This window comes from Actinomyces sp. oral taxon 448 str. F0400 (assembly GCF_000220835.1).
GTDB lineage: Bacteria > Actinomycetota > Actinomycetes > Actinomycetales > Actinomycetaceae > Actinomyces.
This window is the reverse complement of the sequence record NZ_GL985606.1, coordinates 1,990,803-2,017,541: the sequence shown is the minus strand read 5'-3', so window position 1 is coordinate 2,017,541 and position 26,739 is coordinate 1,990,803. Positions and strand designations below refer to the sequence as shown.

General features: G+C 62.3%; 21 protein-coding genes, 2 tRNA genes and 5 pseudogenes. 11 read left to right on the top strand and 17 right to left on the bottom strand.

The genetic code is table 11. The features are described 5' to 3' along the window. Positions 1-199: 199 nt before the first annotated feature. Positions 200-658 (top strand): tRNA (cytidine(34)-2'-O)-methyltransferase, encoded by a 459-nt coding sequence (locus HMPREF9062_RS08570; protein ID WP_034254044.1) that lies wholly within the window; start codon positions 200-202, stop codon positions 656-658. 33 nt (positions 659-691) lie between these two features. Here the strand turns inward: HMPREF9062_RS08570 and HMPREF9062_RS08565 are convergent, their stop codons facing one another. The 5 genes from HMPREF9062_RS08565 to HMPREF9062_RS08545 all read right to left on the bottom strand — a co-directional run bounded on the left by HMPREF9062_RS08565 (position 692) and on the right by HMPREF9062_RS08545 (position 6,365). Beyond that, positions 692-1,462 (bottom strand): SDR family oxidoreductase, encoded by a 771-nt coding sequence (locus tag HMPREF9062_RS08565; RefSeq protein WP_034254041.1) that lies wholly within the window; start codon positions 1,460-1,462, stop codon positions 692-694. Continuing rightward, positions 1,459-2,034 carry a YbhB/YbcL family Raf kinase inhibitor-like protein gene (locus HMPREF9062_RS08560; RefSeq protein WP_009749712.1) on the bottom strand — a complete coding sequence of 192 codons (576 nt, stop codon included), beginning with the start codon at positions 2,032-2,034 and terminating at the stop codon, positions 1,459-1,461. The genes HMPREF9062_RS08565 and HMPREF9062_RS08560 overlap by 4 nt, the downstream gene beginning before the upstream one ends. Positions 2,035-2,106: 72 nt before the next feature. Further along, positions 2,107-3,177, bottom strand: a complete 1,071-nt coding sequence (locus tag HMPREF9062_RS08555) for a glycosyltransferase (protein WP_009749711.1) — start codon at positions 3,175-3,177, stop codon at positions 2,107-2,109. Continuing rightward, complete coding sequence (locus HMPREF9062_RS08550) at positions 3,174-5,642, bottom strand: sodium-translocating pyrophosphatase (protein ID WP_050795275.1); 2,469 nt, start codon at positions 5,640-5,642, stop codon at positions 3,174-3,176. The genes HMPREF9062_RS08555 and HMPREF9062_RS08550 overlap by 4 nt, the downstream gene beginning before the upstream one ends. A gap of 129 nt (positions 5,643-5,771) precedes the next feature. Continuing rightward, on the bottom strand, positions 5,772-6,365 hold the full coding sequence (locus HMPREF9062_RS08545; RefSeq protein ID WP_009749709.1) for a TetR/AcrR family transcriptional regulator: 594 nt from the start codon (positions 6,363-6,365) through the stop codon (positions 5,772-5,774). 28 nt (positions 6,366-6,393) lie between these two features. Here HMPREF9062_RS08545 and HMPREF9062_RS12180 point away from each other — a divergent pair, with 28 nt between their 5' ends. Next, positions 6,394-6,951: a hypothetical protein gene (locus tag HMPREF9062_RS12180; RefSeq protein ID WP_156790007.1), complete on the top strand. Its 558-nt coding sequence runs from the start codon at positions 6,394-6,396 to the stop codon at positions 6,949-6,951. Between the two features lie 123 nt (positions 6,952-7,074). On the opposite strand, the gene HMPREF9062_RS08535 is transcribed toward HMPREF9062_RS12180, so the two are convergent. After that, entirely contained in the window at positions 7,075-8,250 is a 1,176-nt protein-coding gene (locus HMPREF9062_RS08535; protein WP_009749707.1) for an aminotransferase class I/II-fold pyridoxal phosphate-dependent enzyme, read from the bottom strand. Positions 8,251-8,408: 158 nt separating this feature from the next. On the opposite strand from HMPREF9062_RS08535, the gene HMPREF9062_RS08530 reads away from it, so the two are divergent. The 3 genes from HMPREF9062_RS08530 to HMPREF9062_RS13845 all read left to right on the top strand — a co-directional run bounded on the left by HMPREF9062_RS08530 (position 8,409) and on the right by HMPREF9062_RS13845 (position 9,371). Further along, a tRNA-Ile gene (locus HMPREF9062_RS08530) sits at positions 8,409-8,499 on the top strand. Between the two features lie 57 nt (positions 8,500-8,556). Further along, positions 8,557-8,641, top strand: a tRNA-Leu gene (locus tag HMPREF9062_RS08525). 532 nt (positions 8,642-9,173) lie between these two features. After that, the gene (locus HMPREF9062_RS13845) at positions 9,174-9,371 is read left to right on the top strand and encodes a hypothetical protein (protein ID WP_367379028.1); all 198 of its coding nucleotides are present in this window, start codon (positions 9,174-9,176) and stop codon (positions 9,369-9,371) included. Positions 9,372-9,617: 246 nt separating this feature from the next. On the opposite strand, the pseudogene HMPREF9062_RS13840 reads toward HMPREF9062_RS13845, so the two are convergent. The 9 genes and pseudogenes from HMPREF9062_RS13840 to HMPREF9062_RS08485 form a co-directional block, all read right to left on the bottom strand. Then, positions 9,618-10,619 (bottom strand): annotated as a pseudogene (locus tag HMPREF9062_RS13840) (recombinase family protein); the annotation flags it as partial. Between the two features lie 86 nt (positions 10,620-10,705). Continuing rightward, positions 10,706-11,086, bottom strand: coding sequence for a recombinase family protein (locus HMPREF9062_RS08510; protein ID WP_009749706.1), 381 nt, complete (start codon positions 11,084-11,086; stop codon positions 10,706-10,708). A gap of 160 nt (positions 11,087-11,246) precedes the next feature. Then, entirely contained in the window at positions 11,247-12,086 is an 840-nt protein-coding gene (locus tag HMPREF9062_RS08505; protein ID WP_009749705.1) for a replication-relaxation family protein, read from the bottom strand. A 192-nt stretch (positions 12,087-12,278) separates the two neighbouring features. Continuing rightward, on the bottom strand, positions 12,279-14,519 hold the full coding sequence (locus HMPREF9062_RS08500) for a type IV secretory system conjugative DNA transfer family protein (RefSeq protein ID WP_156790006.1): 2,241 nt from the start codon (positions 14,517-14,519) through the stop codon (positions 12,279-12,281). Next, positions 14,516-14,674, bottom strand: coding sequence for a hypothetical protein (locus HMPREF9062_RS12960; protein WP_156790005.1), 159 nt, complete (start codon positions 14,672-14,674; stop codon positions 14,516-14,518). The genes HMPREF9062_RS08500 and HMPREF9062_RS12960 overlap by 4 nt, the downstream gene beginning before the upstream one ends. A 100-nt stretch (positions 14,675-14,774) precedes the next feature. Beyond that, entirely contained in the window at positions 14,775-14,966 is a 192-nt protein-coding gene (locus tag HMPREF9062_RS08495; RefSeq protein ID WP_050795338.1) for a hypothetical protein, read from the bottom strand. A 30-nt stretch (positions 14,967-14,996) separates the two neighbouring features. Continuing rightward, complete coding sequence (locus HMPREF9062_RS12590) at positions 14,997-15,674, bottom strand: MT-A70 family methyltransferase (protein WP_009749700.1); 678 nt, start codon at positions 15,672-15,674, stop codon at positions 14,997-14,999. Between the two features lie 236 nt (positions 15,675-15,910). Further along, entirely contained in the window at positions 15,911-16,207 is a 297-nt protein-coding gene (locus tag HMPREF9062_RS08490) for a hypothetical protein (RefSeq protein WP_009749699.1), read from the bottom strand. A 15-nt stretch (positions 16,208-16,222) separates the two neighbouring features. Then, positions 16,223-16,543 carry a hypothetical protein gene (locus HMPREF9062_RS08485; RefSeq protein WP_009749698.1) on the bottom strand — a complete coding sequence of 107 codons (321 nt, stop codon included), beginning with the start codon at positions 16,541-16,543 and terminating at the stop codon, positions 16,223-16,225. A 263-nt stretch (positions 16,544-16,806) separates the two neighbouring features. Between HMPREF9062_RS08485 and HMPREF9062_RS12955 the strand changes: the two genes are divergently transcribed. Then, positions 16,807-17,655 carry a hypothetical protein gene (locus tag HMPREF9062_RS12955; protein ID WP_156790004.1) on the top strand — a complete coding sequence of 283 codons (849 nt, stop codon included), beginning with the start codon at positions 16,807-16,809 and terminating at the stop codon, positions 17,653-17,655. Positions 17,656-17,924: 269 nt separating this feature from the next. On the opposite strand, the gene HMPREF9062_RS13670 is transcribed toward HMPREF9062_RS12955, so the two are convergent. Then, positions 17,925-18,098, bottom strand: a complete 174-nt coding sequence (locus HMPREF9062_RS13670; protein WP_253270688.1) for a transposase family protein — start codon at positions 18,096-18,098, stop codon at positions 17,925-17,927. 1,323 nt (positions 18,099-19,421) lie between these two features. On the opposite strand from HMPREF9062_RS13670, the gene HMPREF9062_RS12950 reads away from it, so the two are divergent. The 4 genes and pseudogenes from HMPREF9062_RS12950 to HMPREF9062_RS13885 all read left to right on the top strand — a co-directional run. Then, positions 19,422-21,020 carry a hypothetical protein gene (locus HMPREF9062_RS12950; RefSeq protein ID WP_216584414.1) on the top strand — a complete coding sequence of 533 codons (1,599 nt, stop codon included), beginning with the start codon at positions 19,422-19,424 and terminating at the stop codon, positions 21,018-21,020. Between the two features lie 248 nt (positions 21,021-21,268). Further along, positions 21,269-22,007 (top strand): annotated as a pseudogene (locus HMPREF9062_RS13250) (transposase); the annotation flags it as partial. Positions 22,008-22,251: 244 nt separating this feature from the next. Beyond that, positions 22,252-22,545, top strand: a pseudogene (locus HMPREF9062_RS13890) (IS110 family transposase); the annotation flags it as partial. Further along, positions 22,542-22,832 (top strand): annotated as a pseudogene (locus HMPREF9062_RS13885) (transposase); the annotation flags it as partial. The pseudogenes HMPREF9062_RS13890 and HMPREF9062_RS13885, both read left to right, overlap by 4 nt. 98 nt (positions 22,833-22,930) lie before the next feature. On the opposite strand, the pseudogene HMPREF9062_RS12575 reads toward HMPREF9062_RS13885, so the two are convergent. Beyond that, a pseudogene (locus tag HMPREF9062_RS12575) lies at positions 22,931-24,246 on the bottom strand (ISL3 family transposase). Between the two features lie 228 nt (positions 24,247-24,474). Here HMPREF9062_RS12575 and HMPREF9062_RS08455 point away from each other — a divergent pair. After that, positions 24,475-26,394 (top strand): AAA family ATPase, encoded by a 1,920-nt coding sequence (locus tag HMPREF9062_RS08455; protein WP_009749688.1) that lies wholly within the window; start codon positions 24,475-24,477, stop codon positions 26,392-26,394. Positions 26,395-26,739 lie beyond the last annotated feature (345 nt).

Below are 26,739 nucleotides of genomic sequence, written 5' to 3'. Positions count from 1 at the left end.
TGCACGGGATGGGTGGGGATCGTCGCAGCGCCCGGCACCACATCGGCGTGGTGCTCCACGGTGGCGGAGCGGATGACCGTGAGGCGAAGAGTAGCAGTAATTCAATCGTTTGAACAAGAGAGACCGAGGATGCGCGTTGGTGGACGCGGCGTCCGGTGCGTCGACAGGGTGCGCGCAGTGGCGTGGCAGGATGACCCGCGTGCTGCATGTGATCTTCTTCGAGCCTCGCATCCCCGGGAACTCCGGGGCCGCCATACGCTTGAGCGCCAACACCGGCGCGATGCTTCACCTGATCGATCCGCTGTTCGACATGGACGACGTCAAGCTGCGCCGTGCCGGTCTGGATTACCACGACCTGGCCCTCACACGCGTCCATGCTCTGTGGGAGGAGTGCCTGGAGCAGGTTCCCGGGAGGATCTTCGCCTTCACCGCCCGCACGTCCCACCGCTACACCGAAGTCGGCTGGCAGGGGGACGACGCCCTCCTGTTCGGACCCGAGCCCACCGGCCTGCCCGAGAGGATCATGGCCCATCCGCGCGTCACCGAGCGGGTCCGTATTCCGATGGTCGAGGGCAGTCGCTCCCTGAACCTGGCCAACTCCGCCGCCGTCGGCCTATACGAGGCTTGGCGGTCTCTCGGCTTCCCCGGCGCCGGCTGAGGGGCAGAAGACGCGGAGGATTCGCGAGGAGTGTCAGAGCATGTCCGCGGGTCTGACCGACAAGTCTTCGACGACCGCGTCCACGGGCATGTCCACCGCCAGGCGGACCGTGGAGGCCACCGACGTCGTCGTCATGTGGTCCGCCGCCCGGTAGTGACGGGCTTTCGACCCCTCGGCGTGCAGTCGACGGCTTCGTTCCCGATGCGCACGCCTCTGCATGGGTGTATCCACCCGACCCGGATAAACGGTCGTCACTCGCACCCGGCCGCGCTCCTCCTCGCGCAGTACGTCGGTCAGCGCCCTGAGCCCGGCCTTCGCAGCGCAGTACAGGGCCTGCCCTGGTCGGGCCCGCAGCCCCGCGCCGGAGTTGATCATGACGACGAGCCCGCGCGCCTGGCGCAGTGCAGGCAGCAGCAGCCCGGTCAAGTGGGCGACGGACACCAGATCCAGGTCCAGCACGTCGCGCCATCTAGTGGGGGAGAGCTCCTCCACGGGACCGGAGGATTCGACTCCCGCGGAGTTGACCAGCACGTCGAGGTCGGCCAGGTCGAGCTCGCCTATGGCGGTGGCCAGCGCCTCGTCGTCGGTCAGGTCCACGGCGCAGGTGCGCACTCCCGCGCCCGAGTCCTCGCCCAGGACCGAGGCGAGCTCGTCCAGGTCCGTCGCTGTGCGCGCCAGAAGGATGAGATCATGGTCAGTCGCGAGGTCGCGCGTCACGGCCAACCCGATGCCCGAGGTCGCCCCCGTCACCAGAGCCGTGGGACGGCGCTGGTGACGACCAGACTCGCTGTAGGCGGTCCTCACCAGGACCCCTGAAGGAAGGCGGGGGCGCCCGTCTTACCGGGACGCGAGAAGGTCGCGGTGAGCGTGGCACGGGCGATGGCGTGGGTCGAGCAGCTGAAGGCGACCACCGCCGCAGTGGCCTCGTCGTCCAGGTCCAGGGTGTCCACGTCCAAGGCGTGGACCGCGAAGACGTAGCGGTGCTCTCCGTCGCCCTCGGGCGGATAGGGGCCGGACCATGCGTGCGCGCCCGAGTCGTTGGCGGCGTGGAAGGCGGCGCCCTCGAGCCGGAGGTCGGACTCTCCGGCGCCCTGGGGCAGACGGGTCACCGAGACGTCGAGGTCCTGCACGGTCCAGTGCCACCAGCCCGAGGGGGTGGGGGCGTCGGGGTCGAAGCAGGAGACGACGAAGGAGCGCGTGGCCCGCGGGAACCCCGACCAGTGCAACTCGGGGGAGATGTTCTCAGCCAGTGCGGTGAAGCGGTCCGCGATCCGCTCGCCTTCGGCGAAGTCGTCAGAGCCCAGCGTGAAGGACGGCAGGGGCGGCAGCAGGTCGTAGGGGAAGGGGGGACGCGGGCGTGTCAGATCAGTGGTCACGAGAGCCTCCGGTGTTCGTACGTGGTCGCGGTCGAGCAGTACCACTGTAGACGCCGCGGCCGACGGGTTCCGTCAGCGACCGAACCACTTGTTGACGCAGGAGACGATGGCCTTGTCGAAGGCGTCATCGGAGTGATGATCGGCGATCCAGGAGGAGAAGGATCCTCCTGCGGCCTCATCCATCTGACGACGACAGGCCTCCGGCTCCCTCAGCGCACGGGTGAGCATCGTCGTCGCCTCCGTCAGGTCCCGGTAGATGAACGGATAGGAGGGCGGGACGAGGGCGCGGGCCCATTCACGATCGGGCATGACGCCGATAACTCCGGCCCCCAGCGCCTCGACGTAGAGCAGGCCGTAGGACACCTCCTCCGCGGTGGCCAGGAAGGCCGTCGTCCGTGCGAGAGCCTCCCAGTAGGACTGCCTGGTAGCGGTCAGCGGTCCCATCCAGACCCAGTCCTTCTGAGATATGTTCATGGCCGCCTCCGAGACGAGGCTGTCCTCCTGCAGACGCATCTCGACTTTGAGTGGGACCGCTCGGCGGACCTGTTCGAGCACCCGGAAGAACTCCTCGGGGTGCTTCCCCCGAGTGAGGTAGATCGACGGGTACAGAACGATCGGTACCTCCGAGTAAGTGCGGGGCTGGATGTGATCGAGCCGGAAACCGAGATTGACCCATGACAGCCTGGAGTTCTGATACAAATGCTGCGCGGTCCACTTCGCGACGAGTTCTCGTACCTCATTGGCGGTGCGCTGTGAATCCGCGAAAGTGGGGAAGAGGGCGCATGAGAGCGCGAGCGTGGCCGTATGGACCCTGGGAGCGCTGGAGGGCACCGGGCGCCAGACGAAGTTCATGATCTGCGGCTGCGGCGCCGCGCCCGGCGCCGATCCCGACCCGCGGGAGAGGACCTGCCAGATGTGGGGGGAGTCGGCCGCGTCCATATTGATGACCACGAGCTCTGTCGGATCGAGCATCTCCAGGGGGACGACGTCGAGGTCTTCGCTGTGCCGGGGGACGGGGGCGATCATGGTCGACCCGGGGAAGATTCTCAGCAGCCTTCGCACCAGCGTGTCGCCGGCCTCGTGGCCCGCGACCCGACCCGACGGCGAGATGTCCAGGCCCTCGTACTTGATGGCGATCCTCATGACTGTACCTCCCGCGCCTGAGTGGTGTCTTCGCTCTCCGTTCGGCCCGTGGCATCATCGGCGCCGTCGTCGACCACGCGCGCGGGAATCCTCATACCGTAGAACGAGCGGTGGATGAAGAAGAGCGCTACGAGGAAGAAGACCCCCGCGAGAACGTGCACCAGCACTCCCCGCCCCTGAGCGGAGAGACTGACCGCGAGCTCGACGGCGAGCAGCCCGAAGAGAGTCGTGAACTTGATGATGGGATTGAGCGCCACCGACGAGGTGTCCTTGAACGGGTCGCCGACGGTATCGCCGACGATCGAGGAGTCATGCAGGGCGGTGCCTTTCATGTGCAGGTCGACTTCGACGACCTTCTTCGCGTTGTCCCACGCACCTCCGGCATTCGCCATGTAAATGGCCTGATACAGACCGAACACCGCGATCGACACCAAGTAGCCGATGAAGAAGAAGGGCTCGATGAAGGCCAGAGCCAGTGTGGCGAAGAAGACCGCGAGGAAGATCGTGAGCATTCCCTGCTGGGCGTACTGGGTGCAGATGTCGACGACTCGCTTGGAGTCCTCTTCCGAGGCGCGCTCGGCCCCTGTGTCCAGGTGGATCGACTCCTTGATGAAGGTGACCGCCCTATTGGCTCCCGTGGTCACCGCCTGGATGGAAGCACCGGAGAACCAGAAGACGACGGCCCCCCCGGTGATGAGTCCCAGGAGGAAGGGGGCGTGCATGAGGGAGAGGTTGTCGATGCCCTCGGTCAAATGGTTCGTCAGTCCGATGATGATCGAGAAGATCATCGTGGTAGCTCCCACGACCGCCGTTCCGATGAGGACGGGCTTGGCGGTCGCCTTGAAGGTGTTGCCGGCCCCGTCGTTGTCCTCGAGCAGGTACTTGGCCCTTTCCCAGCGCGGGGAGATGCCGAAATCACGGCGCAGCTCGTCGTCGATGCTTCTCAGATCCTCGATGCGTGAGAGCTCGTAGACGCTCTGAGCGTTGTCGGTGACCGGACCGTAGGAGTCGACGGCAATGGTCACCGGTCCCATGCCCAGGAAACCGAATGCCACCAGACCGAAGGCGAAGACTGCGGGGGCCACCATGACCTCCGCCAGCTGGGATCCCGACAGGAGGAAGGCGCCGCCCATGAGACCCACCACGGTGATGCCGAGCCAGAAGGCGGAGAAATCACCCGCCACGACTCCCGAGAGGATGTTGAGGCTGGCGCCGCCCTGACGAGAGGACTTGACGGTCTCGCGCACGTGTTGGGAGCCGGTGGAGGTGAAGACCTTGACCAGCTCGGGGATGAGCGCCCCCGCCAGAGTCCCGCAGGTGATGATCGTCGCCAGGCGCACCCATAGTCCGGCGCCGAGCCCTCCCAGGACGATCCAGGTCGCCGCATAGGTCAAGGTGATGCACAGGACGCTGGTGAGCCACACCAGGGTTGTCAGCGGAGTTTCGAAGTTCATCCGCTCCGCGTCCCCGAAGCGCGCCCGGCACCAGGCGGCGTTGATTCCGTAGGCGGCCCAGGCGGCGATGATCATTGCAGCGCGTACCGTGAAAATCCACACGAGCAGCCTCGCCTGGAGTCCCGCCTCCGGGACAGCCAGTAGAACGAAGGTGACCAGAGCGACTCCGGTCACCCCGTAGGTCTCGAAGCCGTCGGCGCTGGGTCCCACCGAGTCGCCGGCGTTGTCGCCCGTGCAATCCGCGATGACTCCGGGATTACGGGGGTCGTCCTCGTCGATTTTGAAGACGATTTTCATGAGGTCGGCGCCAATATCGGCGATCTTGGTGAAGATGCCGCCCGCGATGCGCAGCGCCGAAGCCCCCAGCGATTCTCCGATGGCGAAGCCGATGAAACAGGCGCCGGCCACGTCGGCGGGCAGGACGAGAAGGATGACGAGCATCATGATCAGCTCCAGGCTGATGAGCACCATGCCGATGCTCATGCCCGACCGGAGCGGGATCCTGTGCACGTCGTGGGGCTTGCCGCGCAGGGAGGCGAAGGCGGTCCGGGCATTCGCGAAGGTGTTGACCCGGATGCCGAACCACGCCACGCAGTACGAGCCGCCCATCCCGAGCAGGGAGAAGAGCACGACGATGCCGACTCTGGCCCAGCCGAAGCCGACCAGGGCCTTGTAGTAGACGACGATGACGGCGGTGATGAAGGCCCACAGGAGGATGAGGAAGCGGCCCTGCCTGCGCAGATACGCCTGGCAGGTGGAGTAGATGAGCTCGGCGACCTCCAGCATCGACGGGTGCACGGGGGCCTGACGCAGGCGCAGGAAGGTGACCGTGCCGAACCCGAGGCCGAGCAGGCACACGACGATGCCGGCCAGGAGCAGGGCCCGGCCGTCCAGGCCCCAGGCGACGGACACGCCCGTCAGGTCGGGGAGTACGAGGTTGGCCTCTCCGCCGCCGTCATCGGTGGTGGGAAGTCCGGCTGCGAGGGTGGGAAGGCAGCACGATAGGAGCATGAGTGATTCTCGGTTCGTCCATTGTGAGAGAGGCGTCACTGACCGGGGAGAGTCTAGCGACTTCGGGAAGGGCCGGCCAAGGGCCAGGGCGTCAGAATGCTCCGGGGATGCGGCCGGAGGTCGTGGGCTTCAGTCCTCGTCGCCGAGTCCCACGATGGCGCCAGCGGCGGTGCGTACGACGTCGTCGAGCCAGCGGGGGATCTCGGTGCCCTCCGCCAGGTGGGGGCGGACCAGTCCGTAGGGCATGGTCTGACACGCGGTCAACGTCAACTCCATCCGGTGGGCCGTGGCCCGTCCGTACCGTCTGACGACCAGCTCGCGGAGAGCGGCGTGGTAGTCGTCGTTGATGTGGCGAGCCTCCTCTCGGATGGATCGCGGCCCCCTCGCGGCCAGCACGGGCTGCCGCCACAATGTCATGGCGAGCGCCTCCTCGCGATGATGCCGGCAGTAGCGCACGACGTGGACGGCGCTGTCGATCAGGGCGAGACCGGCGTCCTCCTGCTCCGCCAGCTCGAACAGTCCCGCCTGGAACCGTCTGACCGAGCGAAGCCACAGTCGGGCGAAGAGCTCGTCGCGAGAACCGAACCGATGGTAGACGGAGCCCGTCGTCACACCGATGGCGCTGGAGACGTCGGCGACGGACGTCTGCGGGCCATGCAGTGCGACGGCGTTCAGGGCGCCGTCGAGGATGTCATCCGCCGTGTACTTCGAGGGTCTTGCCACCCAGTGACCGTATGCCTACTGTGGACCCGTGCGAAATAGAGAGGCCCTTCTAAAACGTGGAGTCGGTCTGTCCGAGATCCTCCCGGTCGCGCAGTTCGGTGAGTGGCACTCCAGAGCCGTGCCCGTCCGCCCTCAGGAGGCGTGGCGCAGGCTCCTGGCGCTGCGCTGGGCGGATCTGCGCCTGACCCGCCCGTTCCTCCTGGCACGGGGCTTCGCCGTGGCGCGGCTGCTCGACCAGCGCTGGCACGAGGTCTTCCGACGTACGGCGGTCTTCGAGGAGCATGAGCCTTGCTCCCTCAGGTTCGTCATGGTGGGGCGTCCGTGGTCTGCGGTGCCCGCCGTCCACCGTGTCTCATCCCTGGAGGAGGCGAGTGCCTTCACCGAGGCCGGCTGGCTCAAATACGGCATGGACTTCCACCTCACCGCCCTGCCGGGCGGTTGGACATTCGTGGAGACCAGCACTCTGTGCGAGGCCACCGACGCCGGCGCGCGCCGCCGGTTCCGCGCCTATTGGACGGCGATCCGCCCCTTCAGCGGGCTTGTGCGTCGGGACGTCCTTACGGTTCTGGGTCGGTCACCCGAATAGATCGGCGCATCCGGCCGGGCATCGGACTGAGGCGGCGTAGCGGCGCTGCGCGAGCCGCCCGGACTCGCTCCGCCACCGGCCGGTGGTCTTCTTCATCCGGCCCGAGCGCGGACCCGTGCGGTTTCAGCCCAATGCGCCGACGAAGGCGCTGAGCCGCTCCATGCCCGCGGTGAGTTCAGGGCGCGAGGCCGCATAGGACAGGCGCACGTGCGTGCTGGCCATGGCGGGGCCGAAATCGGTCCCGGGGGTGAGGGCCACATGCGCCTCCTCCAGAGCCCGGGAGCAGAACGTGCTCGAGTCCAATCCTGTCCGCGAAATATCGAAGTAAACGTAGAAGGCTCCGTCGGGTTCGACCGGCACCGGTAGTTCGATTCGCTTTAAACCGTCCAGGGCGATTCTCCTGCGCGCCACCAACTCGACGCGCCTGGCCTCGCAGGAGGCGAGCGCCTCGGGGGTGAAGCAGGCGAGCGCCGCCATTTGCGTGGGCGCGGAGGCGCACAGGAAGAAGTTGACCGCCAGGTTGTCCGCCGCAGCGAGCAGCTCGTCAGGCAGCACCAACCATCCCAGGCGCCAACCGGTCATGCCGAAGTACTTCGAGAAGCTGGAGACGATCATGACTTCCCGATCGGTCTCCAACGCGGTACGCGCTGGGCGGCCGCCGGCGTCGGGGTCGGCCAGCGACAGGTAGATCTCATCGACGATCCGCCATGCCCCGCGCGCTCGGGCCTCCCGGCAGATGCGGACGAGCTCGTCGAAGGGGATCGTCGTGCCGGTCGGGTTCGACGGTGTGGCGAGCACGATCGCGTTCGTGCTCGAGGTCCATACCTGCGTCATCGTCCGGACGTCGAGCTGGTAGCGACTGGCCGCGTTCGTTGGTGCGAGCACGACTCGGCCGCCGAAGGCCTCGACGAGCTCGCGGTTGCACGGGTAGCAGGGATCGGCCATGACGACGTCGTCGCCGCTCTCGGTCGTCAGGGCGATGGCCAGCAGCAGGCCGGCAGAAGCGCCGGCCGTTATGAGGATGTTGCGCGGGTCCACGTCGACGCCGTGCCGTGAGGCGTACAGGTTCGCCACCGCCTGACGCAGGGCCGGCAGTCCTGCAGCGGGCGTGTAGGGCAGGGGCCGGCCGTCCATGGTGGCGCGCATGGCCTCGTGGACGCCGGGCGGGGCGCCGAAGTCGGGCTCGCCCAGGCTGAGCTTGGCTACGTCGCCACCCTCCGCCTCGATCTCGCGGGCGCGCGCGTTGAGGGACATCGCGTGGAAGGGCTGCGCGCTGCGAGCGCGCCGGGCGAGCTTCATGGGCACTCCTGCGGGACGGAACCGGGATGCGGAACGAACCAACCAACGCGCCAAGCGTAGGCCGACTGTGCGCGACGTGCCCGGTGGGTCCGTACCGCGACTGCGACCTGGGGTAAGGTGCCGACGTCGGGGCAGGGCGAGCAGCCCCGCGTCGGCAGGCCCCCATAGCTCAGTGGTTAGAGCAGCGAGCTTATACCTCGTCCGTGCCTGATAAGCACAAGGTCCTGGGTTCGAATCCCAGTGGGGGTACCGGTGCCCGGAGAGCGCTCGAAGAGCTCCGGCTCCGGATTCCTCCGGGAGTGCCCGGCCCCCGTGGTGGAACTGGTAGACACCGCGACCTTAAAAGTCGTTGCCTGCGGGCGTGCGGGTTCGAACCCCGCCGGGGGCACCACGACGCTCCTATACGAACACGCACTATGGGAGATCGTGTCGGGGGCCGTCTCAGACGACGAAGCGCGCTCACCCGTCAGGGTGGGCGTTCTTCGTTGGGATGGGGCGGTGTAGAGGCTGTGAGGACTCCCGGGGCCGCCTGCGGCGTCGTAGCTCGAGCCATCATCGCTAGTAACAGCCTGGGTGTATTGCTGGGCGGCGTGGTGCAGGCCGTGGCTGGTCAGTTGGTCGAAGGGCCAGGCCAGGTAGCTGGCGGCGCTGGTTCGGCTGCTGGAGTCGCGGATCAGGAGGGGTGGTCGGGCCGGTGGTTCGGTCTGGGGCTCATCATCCACAGCAGCGGCTGGAGCCTCAGAACGGTCCCCATCCCCACTGCTCACACGCCCAGCGGTCCCTGCGACTTCTCCCTTGGCCCGATCCGTGGACTCTTGGGCTGTACTGCCCCTGGGGTCCTGCTCGGCGCTGTCCTCCGTAGGATTCTGTCCGCCTGGCAGGATGACTCGTCCGTCCTCATCTACTGCTGGGTTGATGAGGATGTGTTCGAAGAAGACGGTGTTGAGGAGTTTCTTGAGGTGGTTGGGGGCTGCTTGGTAGAGGCGGTGGCAGTCCTCGAGCAGGTCGAGGGCTTGGGTCAGGTGCTGGCGGACCTGGTGGGCGTCAGCGTGGTAGCCGTTCAGGTGGTGCTGGATGGCGGTGAGTTCGCGGGTGAGGCGGTCCTGTTCTTCTTTGAGTAGTTCCAGGGGGATGGCGCCTTCGTAGTGGGCTTGGAGGAGTCGGCGGCGCTGGTCCTCCAGGTTGGTGCGTCGGGTGGTCAGGGAGCGGATGTCGTGGGCGCTGTTCTTCTCGATGTGCTCCAGCTCGGCCAGCAGGTGGCGTTCGATGTCCTTGCGGTCCTCGTGAGAGAGGTGGATCTGCTGGTAGAGCTCGGCGACCTGTTCTTCCACCTTCTCGATGAGGACGGCCCGGAAGGTGCAGTCGTGGGTGCGGTGGCGGCGGGAACAGACGAAGTAGGGGTAGATGACTCCGCGGCCGTTCTTGGCGTTCTGGACCAGGAGGCGGGCGCCGCACAGGCCGCAGGCGATGGTGGTCTTGAGGTGGTGGTTGTGGAGGCGTTGTCTTTCGCCGTTGCGGTGGGAGTCCATGATGTCCTGCACCGTCTGCCAGGTGGCGGCGTCCACCAGCGCCTGGTGGCGTCCGGGGTACTCCACGTCCTGGAAGGTGACAATGCCCTTGTAGTAGGGGTGGCGCAGCAGGGTGTGCAGTCGTCCTTTGGTGATGGGCTTGGCCGGCTTGGTGGGGGTTGGTGGCAGGTCCAGTCCCAGGCCCGCCAGGTGTGTCGCCAGCTGCGATACCGTCCAGTTGCCGGTCGCGTACTCTGTGAAGGCCAGGCGGATCAGGGGTGCGCGCTCCTCGTCGAGGGCGACGGTGCGGATCTCGCGGCCGTTCTCATCCCTGGCGCGGACATTGACATACCCCAGCGGTGCCTTGCCCAGCGTGCCGCCGTTTCTGGCTTTCTCGCCCATCCCCTTGAGGACCTCATTGGCCAGGTTGCGGCTGTAGAACTCGGCGATAGAGCTCATGATGCCGTGCAGCAGCATGCCGCCGGGGGTCTGGTCGATGTTCTCGGAAGTGGAGACCAGCCGGACGCCGGCTTGCTCGAAGGCCCGGTTGATCTCCACGTCATCGGCGCGGTTTCTGGCGAGTCGGTCGAGCTTGTGGACGATGACGTAGTCGATGCCGCCGTCCTGTTTGAGGTAGGTCAGCATCTTCTGCAGCTCAGGGCGGTTGGCGGATCGGGCGGACTCACCGCGGTCGGCGAACTCCTTGACCACCAGCGCACCCATGGACTGGGCCTTGCGCTTGTTGGCCTCCCGTTGAGCAGGCAAGGAGAAGCCCTCCTCGCTGCCGCCGCGCTGGGCCTGCTCACGAGTGGAGACACGGATGTATGACACCGCCCGCTTGGGAGTGAGCTGGGCGGCCATGGCGGCCAGAGGATCTGGAGATGGCGGTATGGCAGGGCTGGCGTCATACGACGCCCCTGAGTGCGTGGCGGGTGCGGTGCGGTAGCTCATGACTGCCTCCGGCCGTCGTCTGTGCTGCCGTCCGGCTGCTCTTGTGGCGGTTGGCTGTCAACGGTGACGAGCCTGGTGTGGTAGTGATCCAGGATCTCGCTGACGGACAGGGCGTCCTCGGCGTCGAGGGCGGTTGGCGGCCAGGTGGTGGTGAGCAGGTAGCGGACGCAGGAGTCCTCGGCGGCGCGTAGCGCCATGTCCAGACCGTTGGTGCGTTGGCCCAGGTCGTGGAACTCGGTGACGACCTCCAGGCCGGCAGCCTGGCAGTAGCGCCGCAGCGCGGCGTTCTGCTGGGTGATCTCGGCCGGGTGCTGGCCGTGGGTGTAGATGATGACGCCATCTTCGATGGCGGGCTTGGTTGGTGTGGTTCTGGGCATGGGTTGCTCCTCCCCTCGGTGTTTCTTAGTTAATGGCACAAGGACTGGGTGTTGTCCTGCCTCTGTTTCTATTGACGCTCAGTTGGTGCGAAGAGTCAAGTCAAAATATTGATCGGTATAGATGAGTCTTTCCTTTCGTTTCCTTTCTGGCGGTCTGGCCTCACGGCCCTTGCTGGATCAATCTGGCCAGCTCTTCAGCGCTGGTAATGATCTTGAACAGTCCCGGGGTCAAGTACTGGTCGGCGGCGATCTGCTCCGTCAGACGGGCAGCGCGTCGCAAGCTGTTCATGATCCAAATGACTTGGGGGTAGTAGCCGGTGCTGGCTTGTTCGGTATCGGCGTTCAGGTGGTCTTGGTAGTCGTGGCACTTGGTTAGCAATCTGGCGGGGTTCTCGGTGTTCAGGTCGATTTCGCAAAACCAGTGGTCTTCTTCGTTGGTGGCGGTGGTGGTGATAGCTTCGAGGTCGGGTTTGAGCCAGCGTTTCCCGCCGCCGGGCAGTAGCCAGTGGCGCCAGCAGTCCGGTTCGGTGCGTAGCAGGCTGAGGTATCCGCCGGTGTCGTGGGCGGCTCTCTCGATGACCAAGCGCGCTTCGGTGATGGCCAGGGTGTGGGCCAGGAAGGCATGTGAGGGCTCAGTGGTGCGGTGCCGGGTGGTGCGCTCTGGGGCTACCAGGCGGTGGCCGGGCTCACGTAGGTGCCAGATGTAGCCGGTGGAGCCGGCCCTGACCCCGCCGATACGACGTTCAAGGTGGTCCACCAGTCCCAGGTGGCGGTGGCGGTTCAGGCGGCGGGTGGTCTGCCGCAGGGCTGAGCGTGCGCTGGCGTAGGCAGTAGCAAGCCGACTGAGGTAGCTGAGTTGGCGGGTGGTAGCGTAACGGTGCATTCTCAGCAGACTCAGCAGCCGGTGGTCGATGCGGTCGAGTTGGTCGGCGATCATCTCCAGCTGGCGGCGTCCGAGGCGATGCGGACTACCAGTCGTGCTGATCTGGTTGGTGATCATGGGCGTTTCTCCTTCCTTTGGTTGCGATGGGCTTGTGTCAGCCGGATACGGCTGGTAGTCATCTCCGGTAATCGCTGGCGAGCGGTGTGGTAGCGCCGGAAGGTTGGGGTTGCTGGCTGCGGCGGTGCGTCGGGCGGTTCGTCTAGCGATACGATGTCAGCAGCTGCCCTATTCCGGCTTCGGTCTGGTGGTTCATCTGCTCTCGGTTCCCCGCTTTGTCTTGGGTCGGCGACCGATCGTCACGCTGCCAGTAGTGTTTGACGAGGCTGTCGTTCTAATTGCTGGAGCACTGTCGTTAGTACCGGTCGGTACTGTGGTGTCTGTAGTGGTCGCGGGAGTCGAGGCCAGTCCGAGGCGCTTGAGTAGTTGCTCTTCGACTTGGCGGGCGTCTTGGCCGTAGCGAGCGGCGCTAGCAGCGCGCAGGGACGCTGGGTCGCCGGTGGCTGGCGACATGGGCAGAGTTCGAGCCTGGCACCAGGGGTTGGTGTGTCCGTGGTGGATGGTGCGGGCGTAGATGCTGTAGCGCGGCAGCAATTGGAAGTCGATGGCCTCCAGTTCAGGCGCTAGGCGGGCGATCTCGAAGGCATCGGCGGCCGATGATCCGAAGATGATCTTGTTATGGGCGTTGGTGTCGATGGCGGCCTTGAGCCGGGATGGCAGTTGGGCACGGTACTGGTGGGCCAGGTGGAAGGCCACTCCCAGGGAGCGGGATTGCGTCAGGGCGTCAGCCAAGTCGGTGGGTAGCGCTAGGTAGTCCTGGACTTCGTTGATGAACACGCTGATGATGTGGCGTCGCTCCGGTGGTAGAGCGGCCCGGGACAGGATCAGCGGCCACAGCTGCCCAACGATCAGGCTGCCCAGTAGTCTGGCGGACTCTGATCCAAGGATACCCTTGTTCAAGGAGACCAGAACGATACGGCGCTTGGTCAAAAGATCGGCCAGATCGAAGGATGGGTTTGTCTGGCCGAGAGTGGCGCGTAAGTGAGGCCGGATGAGGAACGGCTGGAGCTTGTTGAGTACTGGTGCGATCCATTGCAGCCGTTGGGCCTCGGAGAGCGACTGATATTTGCTCCAGAACTGTCCGGTCCCCAGCGGATCTGGCGCGTTGGCGATGATGCGGCAGCGGAAGGCCGGATTGGTCAGTAATAGCGGCAAGTCCACCAGGGTGGCGCCGGGCGTGCGGGCCAGTGTCAGCAGGCTGGCGGTGAGGATCTCCTCAGTGCGCACGCCCCAGGCGTCAGCGAACAGGTTCTTGAAGGTCGCCAGTACAGTGTCGGCGATCATTTCCGGCACTTGCTCTCTGCTACGCGGGCTGGTGGCTAGCGGATTGAGTCCGATGGGTGTTGGACTGGTTGGGTCGATGACCACTACGTCGCCGGTCCGCTGCTCGGGTATGCGCGCTAGCAGATCATTGACCAGGTCGGTCTTGGGATCGATGAGCAGCACTCCGCGGCCAGCGTCGATATCGTTCAAGGCCAAGCGGCCCAGAACAGTGGACTTGCCCGCCCCAGTGGGACCGAGTAGCACTGTGTGCAGTAGCGCATCGCGTATCGAGATGCCAAGCCGCTGGTCTGCTTGGTCGCCCAGGCCACGGGCGAAGACACGCTGTCGGTCTCGCTGTTCAGGCAGCGGAAGACATCTGGGGTGAGCGTTCGGCATAGCCGGAAGTCTTGCCTGCCCGATTGGCCAGCCGCTCAAACAGAGGACTTCAGTGGCATCCAGGGTCAGCGGGTAGTGCCAGGGACGGCGCGCCTGGTTGAGCTTGCTGGGATTGTCGGGACGGGCATGCAACCGTACCCCAGCGCTCTCGGCTACTCGCAGCCCACCGAGCAAGCCCTGAAGCAACAGCCGGCATCGCGCAGGTGTGACGGCCTTGACTCCCAAGCGCAGGCAGACCCCAGACCGATGTTTACCAGCGTGAGATCGGGCTCGCCGTTGGTGCTCGCGACTAGCTGCAGAGGTCGAGGTGATACCGAGGAGCTCCAGCCAACCTTCGGGCTGCGGTTTGCTATTCAGCGTGGGTTGGTAGCGGGAGCCGATGTGAAGCTGAACGACCAGTTCCTCCTCATCCTCGGTGGCGGCCATCGCGGCCAGTACTGCCCTGGCGACAGACTCTAATCGCTCCACCGATAACGGCAGGCCAGCTCGGCGTACACTCAGGCGCAAGGATTGAGTTACCGACTTTCGCTCAATGGCGGTTGCTACGACACGAGTGCCAGGAAGTAGTTCACGGACGATGCCAAGGTGCCTCAGGTTGGTCGCGCCCAGCAGGTAGCGCACTCGCCCTGAAGTGGCACGAGCTTCCAGTATCAGGCGTCCCAGAGAGGCATCCACGACGATCCGTTCCAATAGGCCAGTAGCGGCCGCCACGTCTAGCGGCAGAGCAAACCGCAGCCGCTGCCACATCAGTGGGTACTTGCTGCTATAGTTCATGGCTCCTCACTTTCTACCTGGATCTGTGGGTTTGTTCTCTTGGCCGGAATCTCGGTCGGCGTGAATGTCGCGGAGTCGTTCGCCGCGACGTCCGTGGCGATGTCTTGAGATAGGATGGCCAGCAGCACTCTGGCCAACGCCTGGTGATCCAGCATGCTGCGGTGTATCGGCATCACTCGCACCCGCCGTGAGGCTGATGGGCGTCCGCCCGGATGGCGACGCCGCCGGCGGCTCATGGCCGACCTCGCTTGCGTCTCACCAGGAGTTGCGACTGCGCCACCAGACAAACGCGCCGGCGATGATTGCGACCACGACGAGCCCGCCGCCGAGCCACATCCACGCATTTTGCAGCACGCAAGCGATCCACTTCAGTCCGATCCCGGCCAAGGCGAGCCCGCCGCCGGCGCGAAGCAGGCTCGTAGACGGGGAGCGTCTCGAATTGGTCATAGTCGTCGACTCCTCTCGTAAGATGCCCATTCATGATTGTTCTCCTTGAAAATCATGCGATCGCGCCGGATCGATGATTGTGGCGGAGGCCTTACCATCGGCGGGCGCCTCGGTGATTGGTATTACCCACTGGCTATAGCGCGGCACCGAGTACCCGGGAATGCGAATGTCCGACTCGACCTCATCACCCCATACCGCCCACCGACGATTGGATTCCGGACGACGACGAGCGAATAGTTCCAAGTACGGCCCACTGCTCACCCGCTCAATAATGGCGAACTGCTCGGCTGGCTTGCGGGAATGCTCCGCTACCGGCGCATTGAACCACGTCGGTTGTGAACGCGAATTCAACGGTGCGTTACCCCGTGTACAGAACAGCAACTGCTCGGTGGCGTTGCGTAGCTGGTAGCGACCGGAGACACCCAGACGGAACTTCACCCACGTCAAGGGGCTGCGTACCGTAAAGCCCCAGGCTGCCGCCGTCTCATACGCCCGCGGCAGCAGGGCGTTGGTCGTCCACAGCCACAGATGGGAGTCTGACGCCGCCAACGACCCCACAGGCAAGGCCTGAATCCGATCCAGGTTCATGGTGCGGTAGTGGTGCTCGCCACCCTGAGCCGGCCAGGGCGGATCCGCCAGGATGGTGCGGAAGCCGCCAGCGGGTACACCGGCCAATCGGTTCGTGTTGCGCGTTTCTGAGATGCTCATTTCTCTACTCCTTTCGCGTTAGGTGCTTTGCCCTATATGTTGCACACCACTACGTCTTCAGCAAGGTCTCGAAGGACGCAATCCTGAGCGACGCGTCAGGTAAAACTAAGACGCCAACAGTTTCACCATCGGAAAGCCAAGGATAGTCGTCTATAAGTCCTGTTTAGTGGTCACGAGAATGCCTGCTGTCTTTTTAACAACGACCAAAGCCATGGCGAGAGCCGTCTGGGCCGTTATCACTCTCCATACCATCGTGCTGCCTGCTGTATGGCGCGGGCGGCCTGCAGAGCGGCGTGGTCCTGCTGCCATTTGAGGTAGGCGGCCCGGCGAGCGATGCGCTGGCACTCCTGCATTCGATCGGCGTGGATAGTGGGCAGATGGAGCGGCTGCGCCGGCCGGGTCGGTGGTCTGCCGTTTCTTTTCTGCCGGATTGATCTTCGCTGGGCCCGCAGCAGCAGAGTCAAGGCGGCCAGACTCAGTACCGTAATGGTGACCAGGGCGATGAGGACGATGATGTTGGCGCTGGCATTCATAATGGTGCTAGCCCTTCAGAACTCAGCGATGTCTTCGGCAGTGCTCAGGGCGTAAGCCCTGATAACGGCCTGGTAGTAGGGGTCCCCGGCCGGGGCGATCTGGTGAGCCTGCTCGGCCAGGCCGACCAGAGCAGCGGTGTTGTTCAGGACGCTGGCAGCCAGGACGGCGCGGGCCTGGTCTTTGATGTGAGTCACCTCGGCCCGGCCGAGGACAGCGTCGGCGTGGCGGCGGGCGGCGCGGGCCACCGCCCGGGAGGAAGGGCCGAAGGACGCCAGGCCGGTGGCGTAGGAGTCGGGCTCGGGATCCGGGGTTTGGGGGATGAGGTTGATGGGCATGAGGGCGGGTTCCTTTCAGTTGGCGCTGCCCGTTTGTTAGGTGCGGCGGTTGGTCCTGGCGACCAGGTACCCTTCTCTGTCTGCCTGTGGCGGTGGGAGGAGGGCCTGGCCGGGGCGGCCGGGGTTGTCGGTCTCGTAGTGATAGGAGACCAGGAGACGGCGGAGCGTGTCGTGACACAGGAATGACACCGTGCACCCAGGCGTCCGTGTATCGCGATGCGCTTCTCGTGACCGCAGCTAACGTCCTGGGCTACAGTGAACCCGTGGCCAGAGCGACAGCGTCGACGGATCGCTACCGCGCCGCCTCGCAGCAGGCGGCGACATCGGAGGCAGCGGTGCGAAGTGAGCTTCTGGCAGTCCGGAAGCGGCCGGAGGGCCTGTCGCCGCACTCAATGGCGACTTGTCCGGCCATAGTGGCTCTTCTGGGCGATGGCGATCCATTACTGGCCTTTACTCGACTCGAGACGAGGATCCTGGCCCGACTGGAGCTCGACGATGACGTCACTCCCTTGAACGCAGTGGCTTACTCGCTGGGTCTGGCTTCCAAAGGCAGGACGCACCTGGAACGACTCAACGAGTTCGGAGCCGACTACGGCTACGAGGCGCGTCAGGCGCGACGTCATTCGGACCTCGGCATACAGCAGCTGGTGTCGTTGATCTGCTCTAACTGGATCGTCGATGCTGTGCCGGTCTGCGATGTCGTGCTGGTCGGCAACCCGGGCGGCGGCAGTACCGAGGTGATGGTTACTACCAAGCGGCCGCGCTTTGTAGACATGCGCTCTGTGCAGATCCAGTGGTACTGCCCAGACGACGAGATTGACATGAAGGTGCAGGATCTTGTGCCACCACCCCGCTTCGAGCCTGTCGCTCCACCATCATCCGTTGGGCGCTGCGAAGATTTGCCAGGCGAACTTCACGTACATCAACGTCTGGCGGAACCTCTGATGCTGTCTCCACCAGACAGCGGTAGAACTCGAGGCCTACGTATCGCCTGGCCGGGGGAGGTGTGGCCGTGCTTCCAGTGGCAGATGATCGGGCCGCTGTTGCCAAACGCCACTATTTCCAGCCAGATTATAGGGAACAGCATCATAGTGATGTATTTACCTAACTGAAGATCTCAGAAAAGATGCTTGTCAGACATTGAAGTTGAAGTGGTATAGATGGACGCGTGAATCTCGTTTCTCAACCCCTACGGTCAATCTCATCGACCCTGAACAGTAGAAGCCTCAACCTCGTCTCGGCGGTAGATCTCACCCACTGGGTCAACCGGACATTGCTTTTCCGGAGTTGACGCGACGTTTGCTTGCTCAAACACCCGGTATCACTAATATTGAGGCGCGCCCACGAGGGAACGTCTGCAGGGTCCAGATCCTGCGAGGTCCTACGTATGATCGACTCCGACGAAAGAGCCTGCCCAACAGGTAAGCTCAAGACCTTCAGGTCGGCGGCGGTCAGGTCGGTGGTGTGCTCTCTCCCATATCGCCGTCAGGCTCCGGCAACCGGCCAGCACCCCGGTCACTGGCAGGGACAGGACCGCGGGCAGGTCATGGCGCACGGTCCGCCGGTCGCGCGGATCGGTGGTGTTCTTTAAAGAACCTGAGCCAGGGGTCAGCGCGACAGGACGGTCGTGTGGAAGATGACATCAGCGCGGGTTCCTGGGGACAAGGGATTGATTAAGCACCACACTCATCGTCCCCACGGGACCCGCACCCCCATCTCAGCGACACACCATCTCTGTCAAACCAGCTCAGACACTCTTCGCCGGACGTAACCGATTTGTTACAGCTGGGGATGTCCATAACACTTGCGCGCTTCAGTACCGGGCTGGTGGTCATTTCTTCCGTCTTGAGGCGCTGGCCTGCCCGCTTCCTACAACAGCATCCCAACGTCGCAGCCTTGGCGGTACGCTCCCTATAGGCATCCACGGCACAGAGTGCTACCCTCCCAAGTGTCCAGAACGATCTGCGGGCATCACCAGCCCAGCGCGACGATGGAGACGGGCATGCGCTACCAGGCAGACATAGACGCTCTCAGGCGGCAACAACACCGGCAGTTGTCGCCGCCTGGCAGTCCACCTGGGCTCACCTGCCGACGATGGCGCCTGTCTGCTGCACACCAGATGCGTCCACCTTGCAACGGACAGCTAGGGCGACGTTGCCGAATGTCTGCGAGTTAAGGAACTCGACGTTCGCAATCACAATAGACGCAACCAATAAACCAGTCAGCAGAAACAGCAAGACCCCAATCTATCAATTGAAATATTGCACTAATAGGTCGACTGTGATTAAATGGTAGCAGCCATGAGTGAAACGCTGCCCCATCACCAGAACTCACCGAACCAGCCCGAAAATGATCTGCTGGTTTGGAATACTTCTGCGGAAAGCGGCGTTGAAACTCAATCGAACAGCCAGTCGACACGCAAAGGTATTGGACGTCTTGCGATAAGTGAAACGGAACTCAGCGAGATGTCATCTAGGCAGGATAAGTGGGATAGTAGATAAGTTAAAGTCCTTTTACAGAGACTTTAGGGAACTTAGCCGACCTAAAAAAAGGGTCGTGAGTGCTTACTGTGTTTTTGTTGACCCCACTGTGCCTTCGCCAGGATGTCTATATCCCCCATCAGCGGATCGCAAGCAATCATAAGCAATTCTCGTTAGGCCTCCACTTCTAAAGCCACCCCAGTCTCCGACCTCACGGAATTATGGCGAATACTTGTCTATTTCAAGGCTACATACCTCCTACTCTAGAAGAAGTTAAAAAGTACGCTGATTTATACTATGCGCATTGGGAAGACCGGTCAACATGGTTAATCAGAAGGGTAAAGCAGTTCGAGCCAATAAGTCCCGTCGCAAATAAAATTAAGATGTCGTACGATGTCATGTTTTCAGAACTTAGCGAACTTGAACATCGTGATGGCGTTTTAACACTACCGCTCGACTGGATGTATAAGCAGCCTTTTGTCTCCATTGATATTTCCGGCCCCTGGGAGTCAGCAGTTTGCTTAGCAAGTCGTTCAGAATCCGCTCGCATCGCTACGTACTATGTATTTGGCTGGCTCAATCGCTTTGCAGGATTTTCACTACATGAATTAACAGAGGAGCAGATTTCGACAGTATATAGGCTTCTCCGGGGGCGGGACACTTCAGCTCACACCAGGTTAAGTGGTTGGCTTTATATCGTTGAGAAGTACGATTTGAACTGGCCTATAGGAAGTAGTAATAACTGGCATGCATGGATCGCCAATCGAGAGTTTAGGTGTTTTTTTATACGCTTGTGCGAGACATTTGCCATGTCCGTAACCCTACCGTATAGACAACTCGAAACATGCGCTCGAGGGCTAATTAAAGTGTCCTGGAACGATTCCTTCATGTATCAGCATGAGGACTATTTCGGAGAGTACAAAAGACAGTTCAGGCAAAGGGTAAGTAATCGAATAAAAGCGTCGCTCACACCAGTTCAATTTTTGCTTGTTCGCGCGATCGTCACATTGTCTCGTGGAATTGTTCTTTTGACTAACTGGTTCAGAAGTCAGATGCGTCGCTACGGAGTTGTTCCTCCTAATTTTGTAATCTCATTAGTGAGCGAGTCAAAGTTAGGCTTCTATGGTCAACTCATACTTCCAGAAGCCATGCGCATCGACAATGTCAGGTGCGAAGCGCTAAAAATTGATGGAGAAGCGCAAAGAATCACCGTCAGACCTAATGGTTATATGCACAAAGATGACGGAATGAAGGCCGGCGATTTACATTATGTAGGAAATAAGGCTCGACTGTATATTACTCGAGGAGAAGGGGCAAGCCTTTCTGCTGATTTTCGTATTCAGGCCCACATAAAGAGAGGCCAGTTCGTTTTGCCTGCACTCTTTGCCTCACTTGCTGGCCTAGCAGTGTCCGTAGCTCTTCTCCTGATGTTCATTAAATTCGAGAGCTTTGCATTTCCTGAAGATATATCTAGCATGGTGGCAGTCGTAGCTATCTTGCCGTCTGCCATGGCTGGTTATATTCTGTTCGATCGCGAGCACGAGTATGTAAGCGTGGTGCTCGGTTCCCGTCGAGTCCTGCTAGTTGTCTCGATGATCGTTACACTTACCGCAGTGTTCACGGTTAATCTTGCGTTGGTGATCCGCAGTGGAATCCCGGATAAAAATAAACCAACAGCGCAGACATTAGCTTACATTGATCGACTCAGCGACACCGCCGAAGTCGCAGCATTTGTGACATTTGCAACACACTTAATCGCGTTCCTGGTATTCGCTTTAGATTTCCTGGTGACGGAGAACTGGCGCCACACCATCTCCCGCAAGTTTCATTTTGGTCTCTCCTGGCTGTATGCAGTATTCCTTGTACTTTGTTTTCTGTGTGCCTACTGCTGGATGGGTGTAAGCTTGTTCCATTGGAGTGGGGAGAAGACGAAGTTTTTCGCTGAAGTTCCAATTTGGCTATATCACCACGCACATACTATTTGGCAGTCGATTTAGATTTTCCGCAGTCTCTGGTCTAGAGGATCAGCCCTACATCGCCAATCACTCACACGCCATCCTGGTCCTGCTCTACCGCTCCCCATCGATGGAAAAGCGTTCTTAAAACGGCGAAGTCGGTGGGTGAGAGTGTCTGAGCTGGTTTGACAGAGATGGTGTGTCGCTGGGATGGGGGTGCTAGCCCCGTAGGGACGATGAGTGGTGTTTAGATGATTGGTTCCAGGGGGGTGTGGTGGCGTGGGAGCGCGGTGATGCAGGCCCTGCTGGGCTTTACCAGCGAGCACCTAGACGCCATGTTCCCCGCCCTGCCCGGCCAGCCCGGCTACAACAAAGCGCCTGCACGCTCACCGGCACGATGCAGGCCGTCCTGACCCACCTGTGCGCCACCACCGGCCCATGGGACGACGATGCGCGGGTGGCCAACTCCGCCCCCATCGAGTGCGCCCGCTCCCGCCAGACCGTCAAACGCTCCGACCTGGTCGGCTGGGCCGAGTACGGGTGACTAGCGCCTCCCACTCGCGCTTTTTCTGGGGTCTGCGCCTACACCTGGTGTGCACCGTGCACGGACTGCCCGTGGGATGGGCTCTGACCGGAGCCAAGGCCGACGAGCGCGAGACCCTGTGCGCCGTCCTGGAGCGCATGGACCAGCCCGCCTCCTCGGGTCGGGTGATCATCGCTGACAGGAACTACTTCGGAGCCGCCTTTGAGGACCAGCTCACGCAAGCCGGTATCGAGCCGATTCGACCGGCACGCAAAGGCGAGAGCCCGCGCCCGGGCAAACGATTCCTGCGACTGCTGCGTCAGATCATTGAGTCCGTCAACCAGACGCTCAAGGGCCGGCTCGACCTCGAAAGCCACGGCGGATGCACCATCGCCGGAGCCTGCTCACGCATCACCCAACGCGTCCTCGCCCTGACAGCCGCCATCTGGCACAACTACCTCGTAGGCGCCCCCACACTACGGAACCTAACCCCCTACGACCACTAACCGCCCGTTATCTTGTTGGTGGTCCCGGGTGGTCCGGGGCTGGGCCAGCTGCTGTGGGCGCGGGTGTCTTGCCCCTGTCCGTGGATGATCCGGGGGGGGCGAAGGTCACCCATGGTGGCCGGGCGCTGGTGACCGCTGATAAGGGGAACGGCCCACTGCGTGTGAGGTCTTTCGCAGGTGTGGGTGCGGGGCCGGTCGTCCACCGGCTGGCCCTTGCATCCAGGAGCGAGAGGCGGCAGGAGAGATGGATATCGAGGATGCCGGGCGTCTTCGTCGGTATCGGGCGTCAGCAAGGAGCGAGCACTGGGCCACGGCCCTGAGCCGGGACGGGCGGAAGGTCTGTGACAAGGCCCTGCCCAACGACGAGGCGCGTCTGCGCGCCCTCTACGACAAGCTGGCGACCCATGGGAGCCTGCTGGTGGTGGTCGACCAGCCCGCCACCATCGGGGCCCTGGCCGTGGCGGTGGCCCAGGAGGCGGGCATCACCGTGGGCTACCTGCCCGGGCTGTCGATGCGCCGCATCGCCGACCTGACGCCGGCCTGGCACCGGTGACCAGGAGATCGGGCTCATCGATCCGCGGCGAGCACGTCTCCCACGGCGGCAACAAGAGGCTCAAGCGCGCCATGTTCGCCTCCGCCTTCGCCTCACTGCGCTCCGCCCCCGTCTCCCGGGCCTACTACCAGCGCAAACGCGACCAAGGCATACGCCATAACCAGGCCGTCCTCGCCCTGGCCCACCGCCGCATCCTGACCCTGCACGCCATGATCCGCAACAACACCCTCTACAACCCCCAACCAGCCACGAAACTACCCACCGCCGCTTGACACACCCCCCTGGGCTTACTCATCTAGGCAAGATGCCGGAGCGACGCAATGTGGCTCTTCGTGTTTGAGGGTGTGGTAGGCGGGGCTTATCGCTGGGTTTAGGTGGTTGCTGTCAGGTGGTCCTTGAGGCGTCCGGCGTGGATGAGGCTGCGGGTGGTGTAGTGCGTGAGGTTCCTGAAACCCAGGGCGATGCCGCGCAGGTGCTCCAGGCGTCCGTTGATGGCTTCGGTGGGGCCGTTGGAGGTGCGGGGCTGGTCGAAGTAGGCCAGGACGTCCTGGCTGCGGCTGATCAGGGTCTTAGCCAGTGTCTGGATCTCCTCCAGGCCGTCGGGGACGGCCTGTTTCAGGGAGTCGATGAGCCGTCGCATCAGGAACCGCCCCAGGCCCGCCTCTTCGGTGCGGTAGGCCTGGATGAGGCGCTGGTAGACGCCCCAGGTGGCCTGGACCGGAGCGTGGCGCTGGTTGGCGAACAGGGCCTCGAGGCGCTCGGCCTGGGTGTCGGTGAGCAGGTCGGCCCCCGTGCGCAGGGTGCGTCTGGCCTAGTAGAGCGGGTCTCCCTTGCGGCCCCGCCGGCCGGTGGTCTCGTGCTGGATGCGGCGGCGGCACTCATCGAGCTTGGCTCCTGCCAGGGAGACGACGCGCGTAGGGGTCCATCACCGCCTGGGCCTTGGGGATCTCCTCGCCGGCGGCGTTCTTGAACCCGGTGAAACCGCCCCGTGGCCACCACCTCGACCCGCCCGCGCCAGGCCTGGTCGCGCTGGGCGAGCCAGGTCTTGAACGCCTTCTTGGAACGACCCGGGACCACGCCTGGCAGACGAGCCGGACCGCTGTGGTCGCGCACGGGGGTCAGGTCAATGATCACGGTGACATAGCGGTCGCCCTGCCTGGTGTGGCGCCACACGTGCTCATCAACCCCGAGCACCTCGACCCCCTCGAAGCGGTGAGGGTTGCTGGTGATGGCCTGCTCGGCTCGAGTCAGGATTGCGGTGTTGGCGGTGTGCCAGGAGATCCCCAGGGCCTGCGCGACGCGTGAGACGGACATGGACTCAAGACCCAAGGCCCGCAGCCCCCATTCGACGGCTGCGCGGGTCAGTCGCGCCCGCGGCTGGGCCACCCGGCTCGTGTCCTGTCTCCACACTCGGCAGCAGTGCGCGCAGGCCAAGCGCCGCACGCGCACCACCAGCTGCGTGGGTCTCCACCCCACCGGTAGGTGGGCCAGCCGCCTGGCCACCGTCCCACGAGCGACGCCTTGGGCCCCGCAGGCCTTGCAGAACGGGTCCTCGAAGCCAGCGGGCATACGGCACTCGATCACCGCCCGCCCCGGGGTCAGGTGCTGTCCCATCGCGGTCAGTCCCAGGGCGTCCAGGCCCAGGAACGTCGTCAGGTCAGGGCCGGTGAAGGTAGTCTCAGGCACGTCGAGGTCTCTCGTGACGGGGTGTGTAGGAACTCCCATCATCGGGGGACCTCGACCCCCACCCACCGCAACGACGCACCCACCACCCCCACCAAACAGATCAATAGGCCCTACCTACTACACCCTCAAACACGAAGAGCCCGCAATGTGGCCATATCTGGTGTATAATGAAGGGCGGCATGTAGTAGATAGAATGCTACGCCATAAACAAGTCACCAGGAGAAGAAAATGAAACTCGTTCATGTCAATATTCAGCGATACCGCAGCATTAGTGAGCCAACGGAGTTTGACGTTGAGTCTGACGTGACAGCGCTTGTCGGTAAGAATGAGTCTGGCAAAACCGCGGTGCTGCAATCTCTCTATAAAAGCAATCCAGTGGATCGCGTTAAGTTCGATCCAGACCTCGATTACCCGAGCCACAAAACACCTGAACTGAGAAAAGAGAAGTGCGTCAGAGTTACTGAGTTAACCTACGAACTTGATGATGGCGATATTGCTGCTGTAGAAGCAATCCTTTACCCTGAAGCTTTTGACGATAAATGCGTCACTATCACAACTGGCTTCGGTTTTACTCAAGAAGAATGGTCGCTCCAGGTTAATGAAGAAAAGATACTTAACCACCTCCGAAATGAACTTGATTTGCCGACGGCAGATAAAACGAAGGTCGACGCTGTATCTACTATCGACGGTTTGGCCGAAACCCTTCGAAGTCTTGAATCGGAAACACCGACTGCTGCTGCCACGTTAGAGAAGATCGAATCGTGGCGCGACAACGATCCTGTTCTCGCCGCGATTGATGTATTGCACAAGCGTTGCCCAAAGTTTGTCTACTTTGGTGACTATGATGTCATGCCTGGTAAGGTTTCTATCCCGACATTGATCTATCACCGCGATAACGATAAGCTTGAGCGTGGTGAAGAGGCTCTTTTGGCACTCCTATCGATGGCGGGAGTGGATCCCCAGGAGTTTATTTCTTCAGACAATCACGAGCGTCTAATTAGGCAGATGGAGAACGCGTCGAATGCTATCAGCGACGAAGTCTTCGAATATTGGAGCCAAAACAAGGAGCTCCAGGTAGAACTGCATACTATTGCAGCAGCCGAGCCAAATGCGGAGCCGCCACTTAATGAGGCTCCACTTCTGCAAATCCGTGTGAAAAACCAACGTCACCGCGTCACCGTCCCGTTTGACGAGCGCTCCCGCGGGTTTGTCTGGTTTTTCTCGTTCCTGGCGTACTTTTCGAAGTTAGAGAAGGAGTCGACGCAGCCACTTATTCTTCTGCTTGACGAGCCTGGTCTCAGTCTTCACGCGACAGCACAGCACGATCTCCTGCGATTCATCAATGAACGTCTTGCGCCACACCATCAGGTGATTTTTACCACGCACTCTCCGTTCATGATTGATCCACATAATTTCGGTTGTGTGAGAACAGTGATTGATGCTCCTGAAACAGGCACCACTGTGTCATCTGATATCCTGAAGACAGATGCTGAGTCGGCGTTCCCATTGCATGCGGCCCTTGGGGTTGAGCTGACGCAAACGCTTTTTGTTGGGCCAAACGTACTATTGGTTGAAGGCCCGTCAGATGTCATCTATCTACAGTACCTTTCTGAGCAGCTTATCGAGGCTGGGAAGCCTGGGCTGGATGATCGATGGGTTCTCGTGCCTGGCGGTGGTATCTCGAAGCTTGCCGCGTTCCTGACGCTTTTTGGAGCAAACCGGATGAAGGTAGCCGTGCTTGCGGACTCGTCGGCGCAGAACAATAAGACCATCAGTAACTTGAAGGCGAGCGGCAAGATGTACGATGCCGGAATCGTCCAGGTTGGTGACGCCTCCGGAGTTGAGGAGACTGATATCGAAGATCTTCTGCCAGCACAGCTATATGTTGATTTGGTTAATGAGGCCTATCAAGGTGTGCTTGCTGACAATCCTCTCACGCTTGACGACCTGCCTGATGGGCCAAGGATTGTCAAGCGAGTGGAGGATGCTTTCGTTGCCTGCAATGTTAACAAAGGTCGTCTCAACCATTACTCGCCTGCCGGTGCGCTACTGAGGATGAAAGGCGCTGCTCGAATGTCGGAGGAGGAGTTGTTGATAGCCGAAAGCTTGATTAGTCGAATTAACCCACTTTTGGATAGGAACGACTAATACGTGGGCAAAGTCGATGGTTGGTCGTTTGGTCTCTGAGGGGCCTGGTGTGTTGGTATGAGTGCGGCGTGACCCGCACGGTGACGATAAGAGCGTCCACTCAGTCCCGTCATTAGTGGGGTCACGCCGCCGATGCCATCCTTCATCACAACGGCCCTGTCGCGCCGGCCCCTAGCCCGTGTCTTCAAGGATGTGACTGATCCCAGGAGTCGGCGGAGTGCTCGTATGGCCTTTCCACGATCCTATCCGTACCCTGCCCGAGTCGCTCGAGCCCGTTAGATCTAGATGGAGCAATGGTAACAGCCAACGCCACACACAGCCGGGTAGGTACAACCCAGTGGACCC

Bases quoted from the DNA above. Each gene is read 5' to 3' on its own strand.
- HMPREF9062_RS08505 (WP_009749705.1), bottom strand. From the start codon at position 12,086: ATGATCACCAACCAGATCAGCACGACTGGTAGTCCGCATCGCCTCGGA.
- HMPREF9062_RS08500 (WP_156790006.1), bottom strand. From the start codon at position 14,519: ATGAACTATAGCAGCAAGTACCCACTGATGTGGCAGCGGCTGCGGTTT.
- HMPREF9062_RS08510 (WP_009749706.1), bottom strand. From the start codon at position 11,086: ATGCCCAGAACCACACCAACCAAGCCCGCCATCGAAGATGGCGTCATC.
- HMPREF9062_RS12590 (WP_009749700.1), bottom strand. From the start codon at position 15,674: ATGAGCATCTCAGAAACGCGCAACACGAACCGATTGGCCGGTGTACCC.
- HMPREF9062_RS08535 (WP_009749707.1), bottom strand. From the start codon at position 8,250: ATGAAGCTCGCCCGGCGCGCTCGCAGCGCGCAGCCCTTCCACGCGATG.
- HMPREF9062_RS08490 (WP_009749699.1), bottom strand. From the start codon at position 16,207: ATGAATGCCAGCGCCAACATCATCGTCCTCATCGCCCTGGTCACCATT.
- HMPREF9062_RS12950 (WP_216584414.1), top strand. From the start codon at position 19,422: ATGTTTTCAGAACTTAGCGAACTTGAACATCGTGATGGCGTTTTAACA.
- HMPREF9062_RS08550 (WP_050795275.1), bottom strand. From the start codon at position 5,642: ATGCTCCTATCGTGCTGCCTTCCCACCCTCGCAGCCGGACTTCCCACC.
- HMPREF9062_RS12960 (WP_156790005.1), bottom strand. From the start codon at position 14,674: ATGCTGGATCACCAGGCGTTGGCCAGAGTGCTGCTGGCCATCCTATCT.
- HMPREF9062_RS08495 (WP_050795338.1), bottom strand. From the start codon at position 14,966: ATGACCAATTCGAGACGCTCCCCGTCTACGAGCCTGCTTCGCGCCGGC.
- HMPREF9062_RS08455 (WP_009749688.1), top strand. From the start codon at position 24,475: ATGAAACTCGTTCATGTCAATATTCAGCGATACCGCAGCATTAGTGAG.
- HMPREF9062_RS08485 (WP_009749698.1), bottom strand. From the start codon at position 16,543: ATGCCCATCAACCTCATCCCCCAAACCCCGGATCCCGAGCCCGACTCC.
- HMPREF9062_RS08555 (WP_009749711.1), bottom strand. From the start codon at position 3,177: ATGAGGATCGCCATCAAGTACGAGGGCCTGGACATCTCGCCGTCGGGT.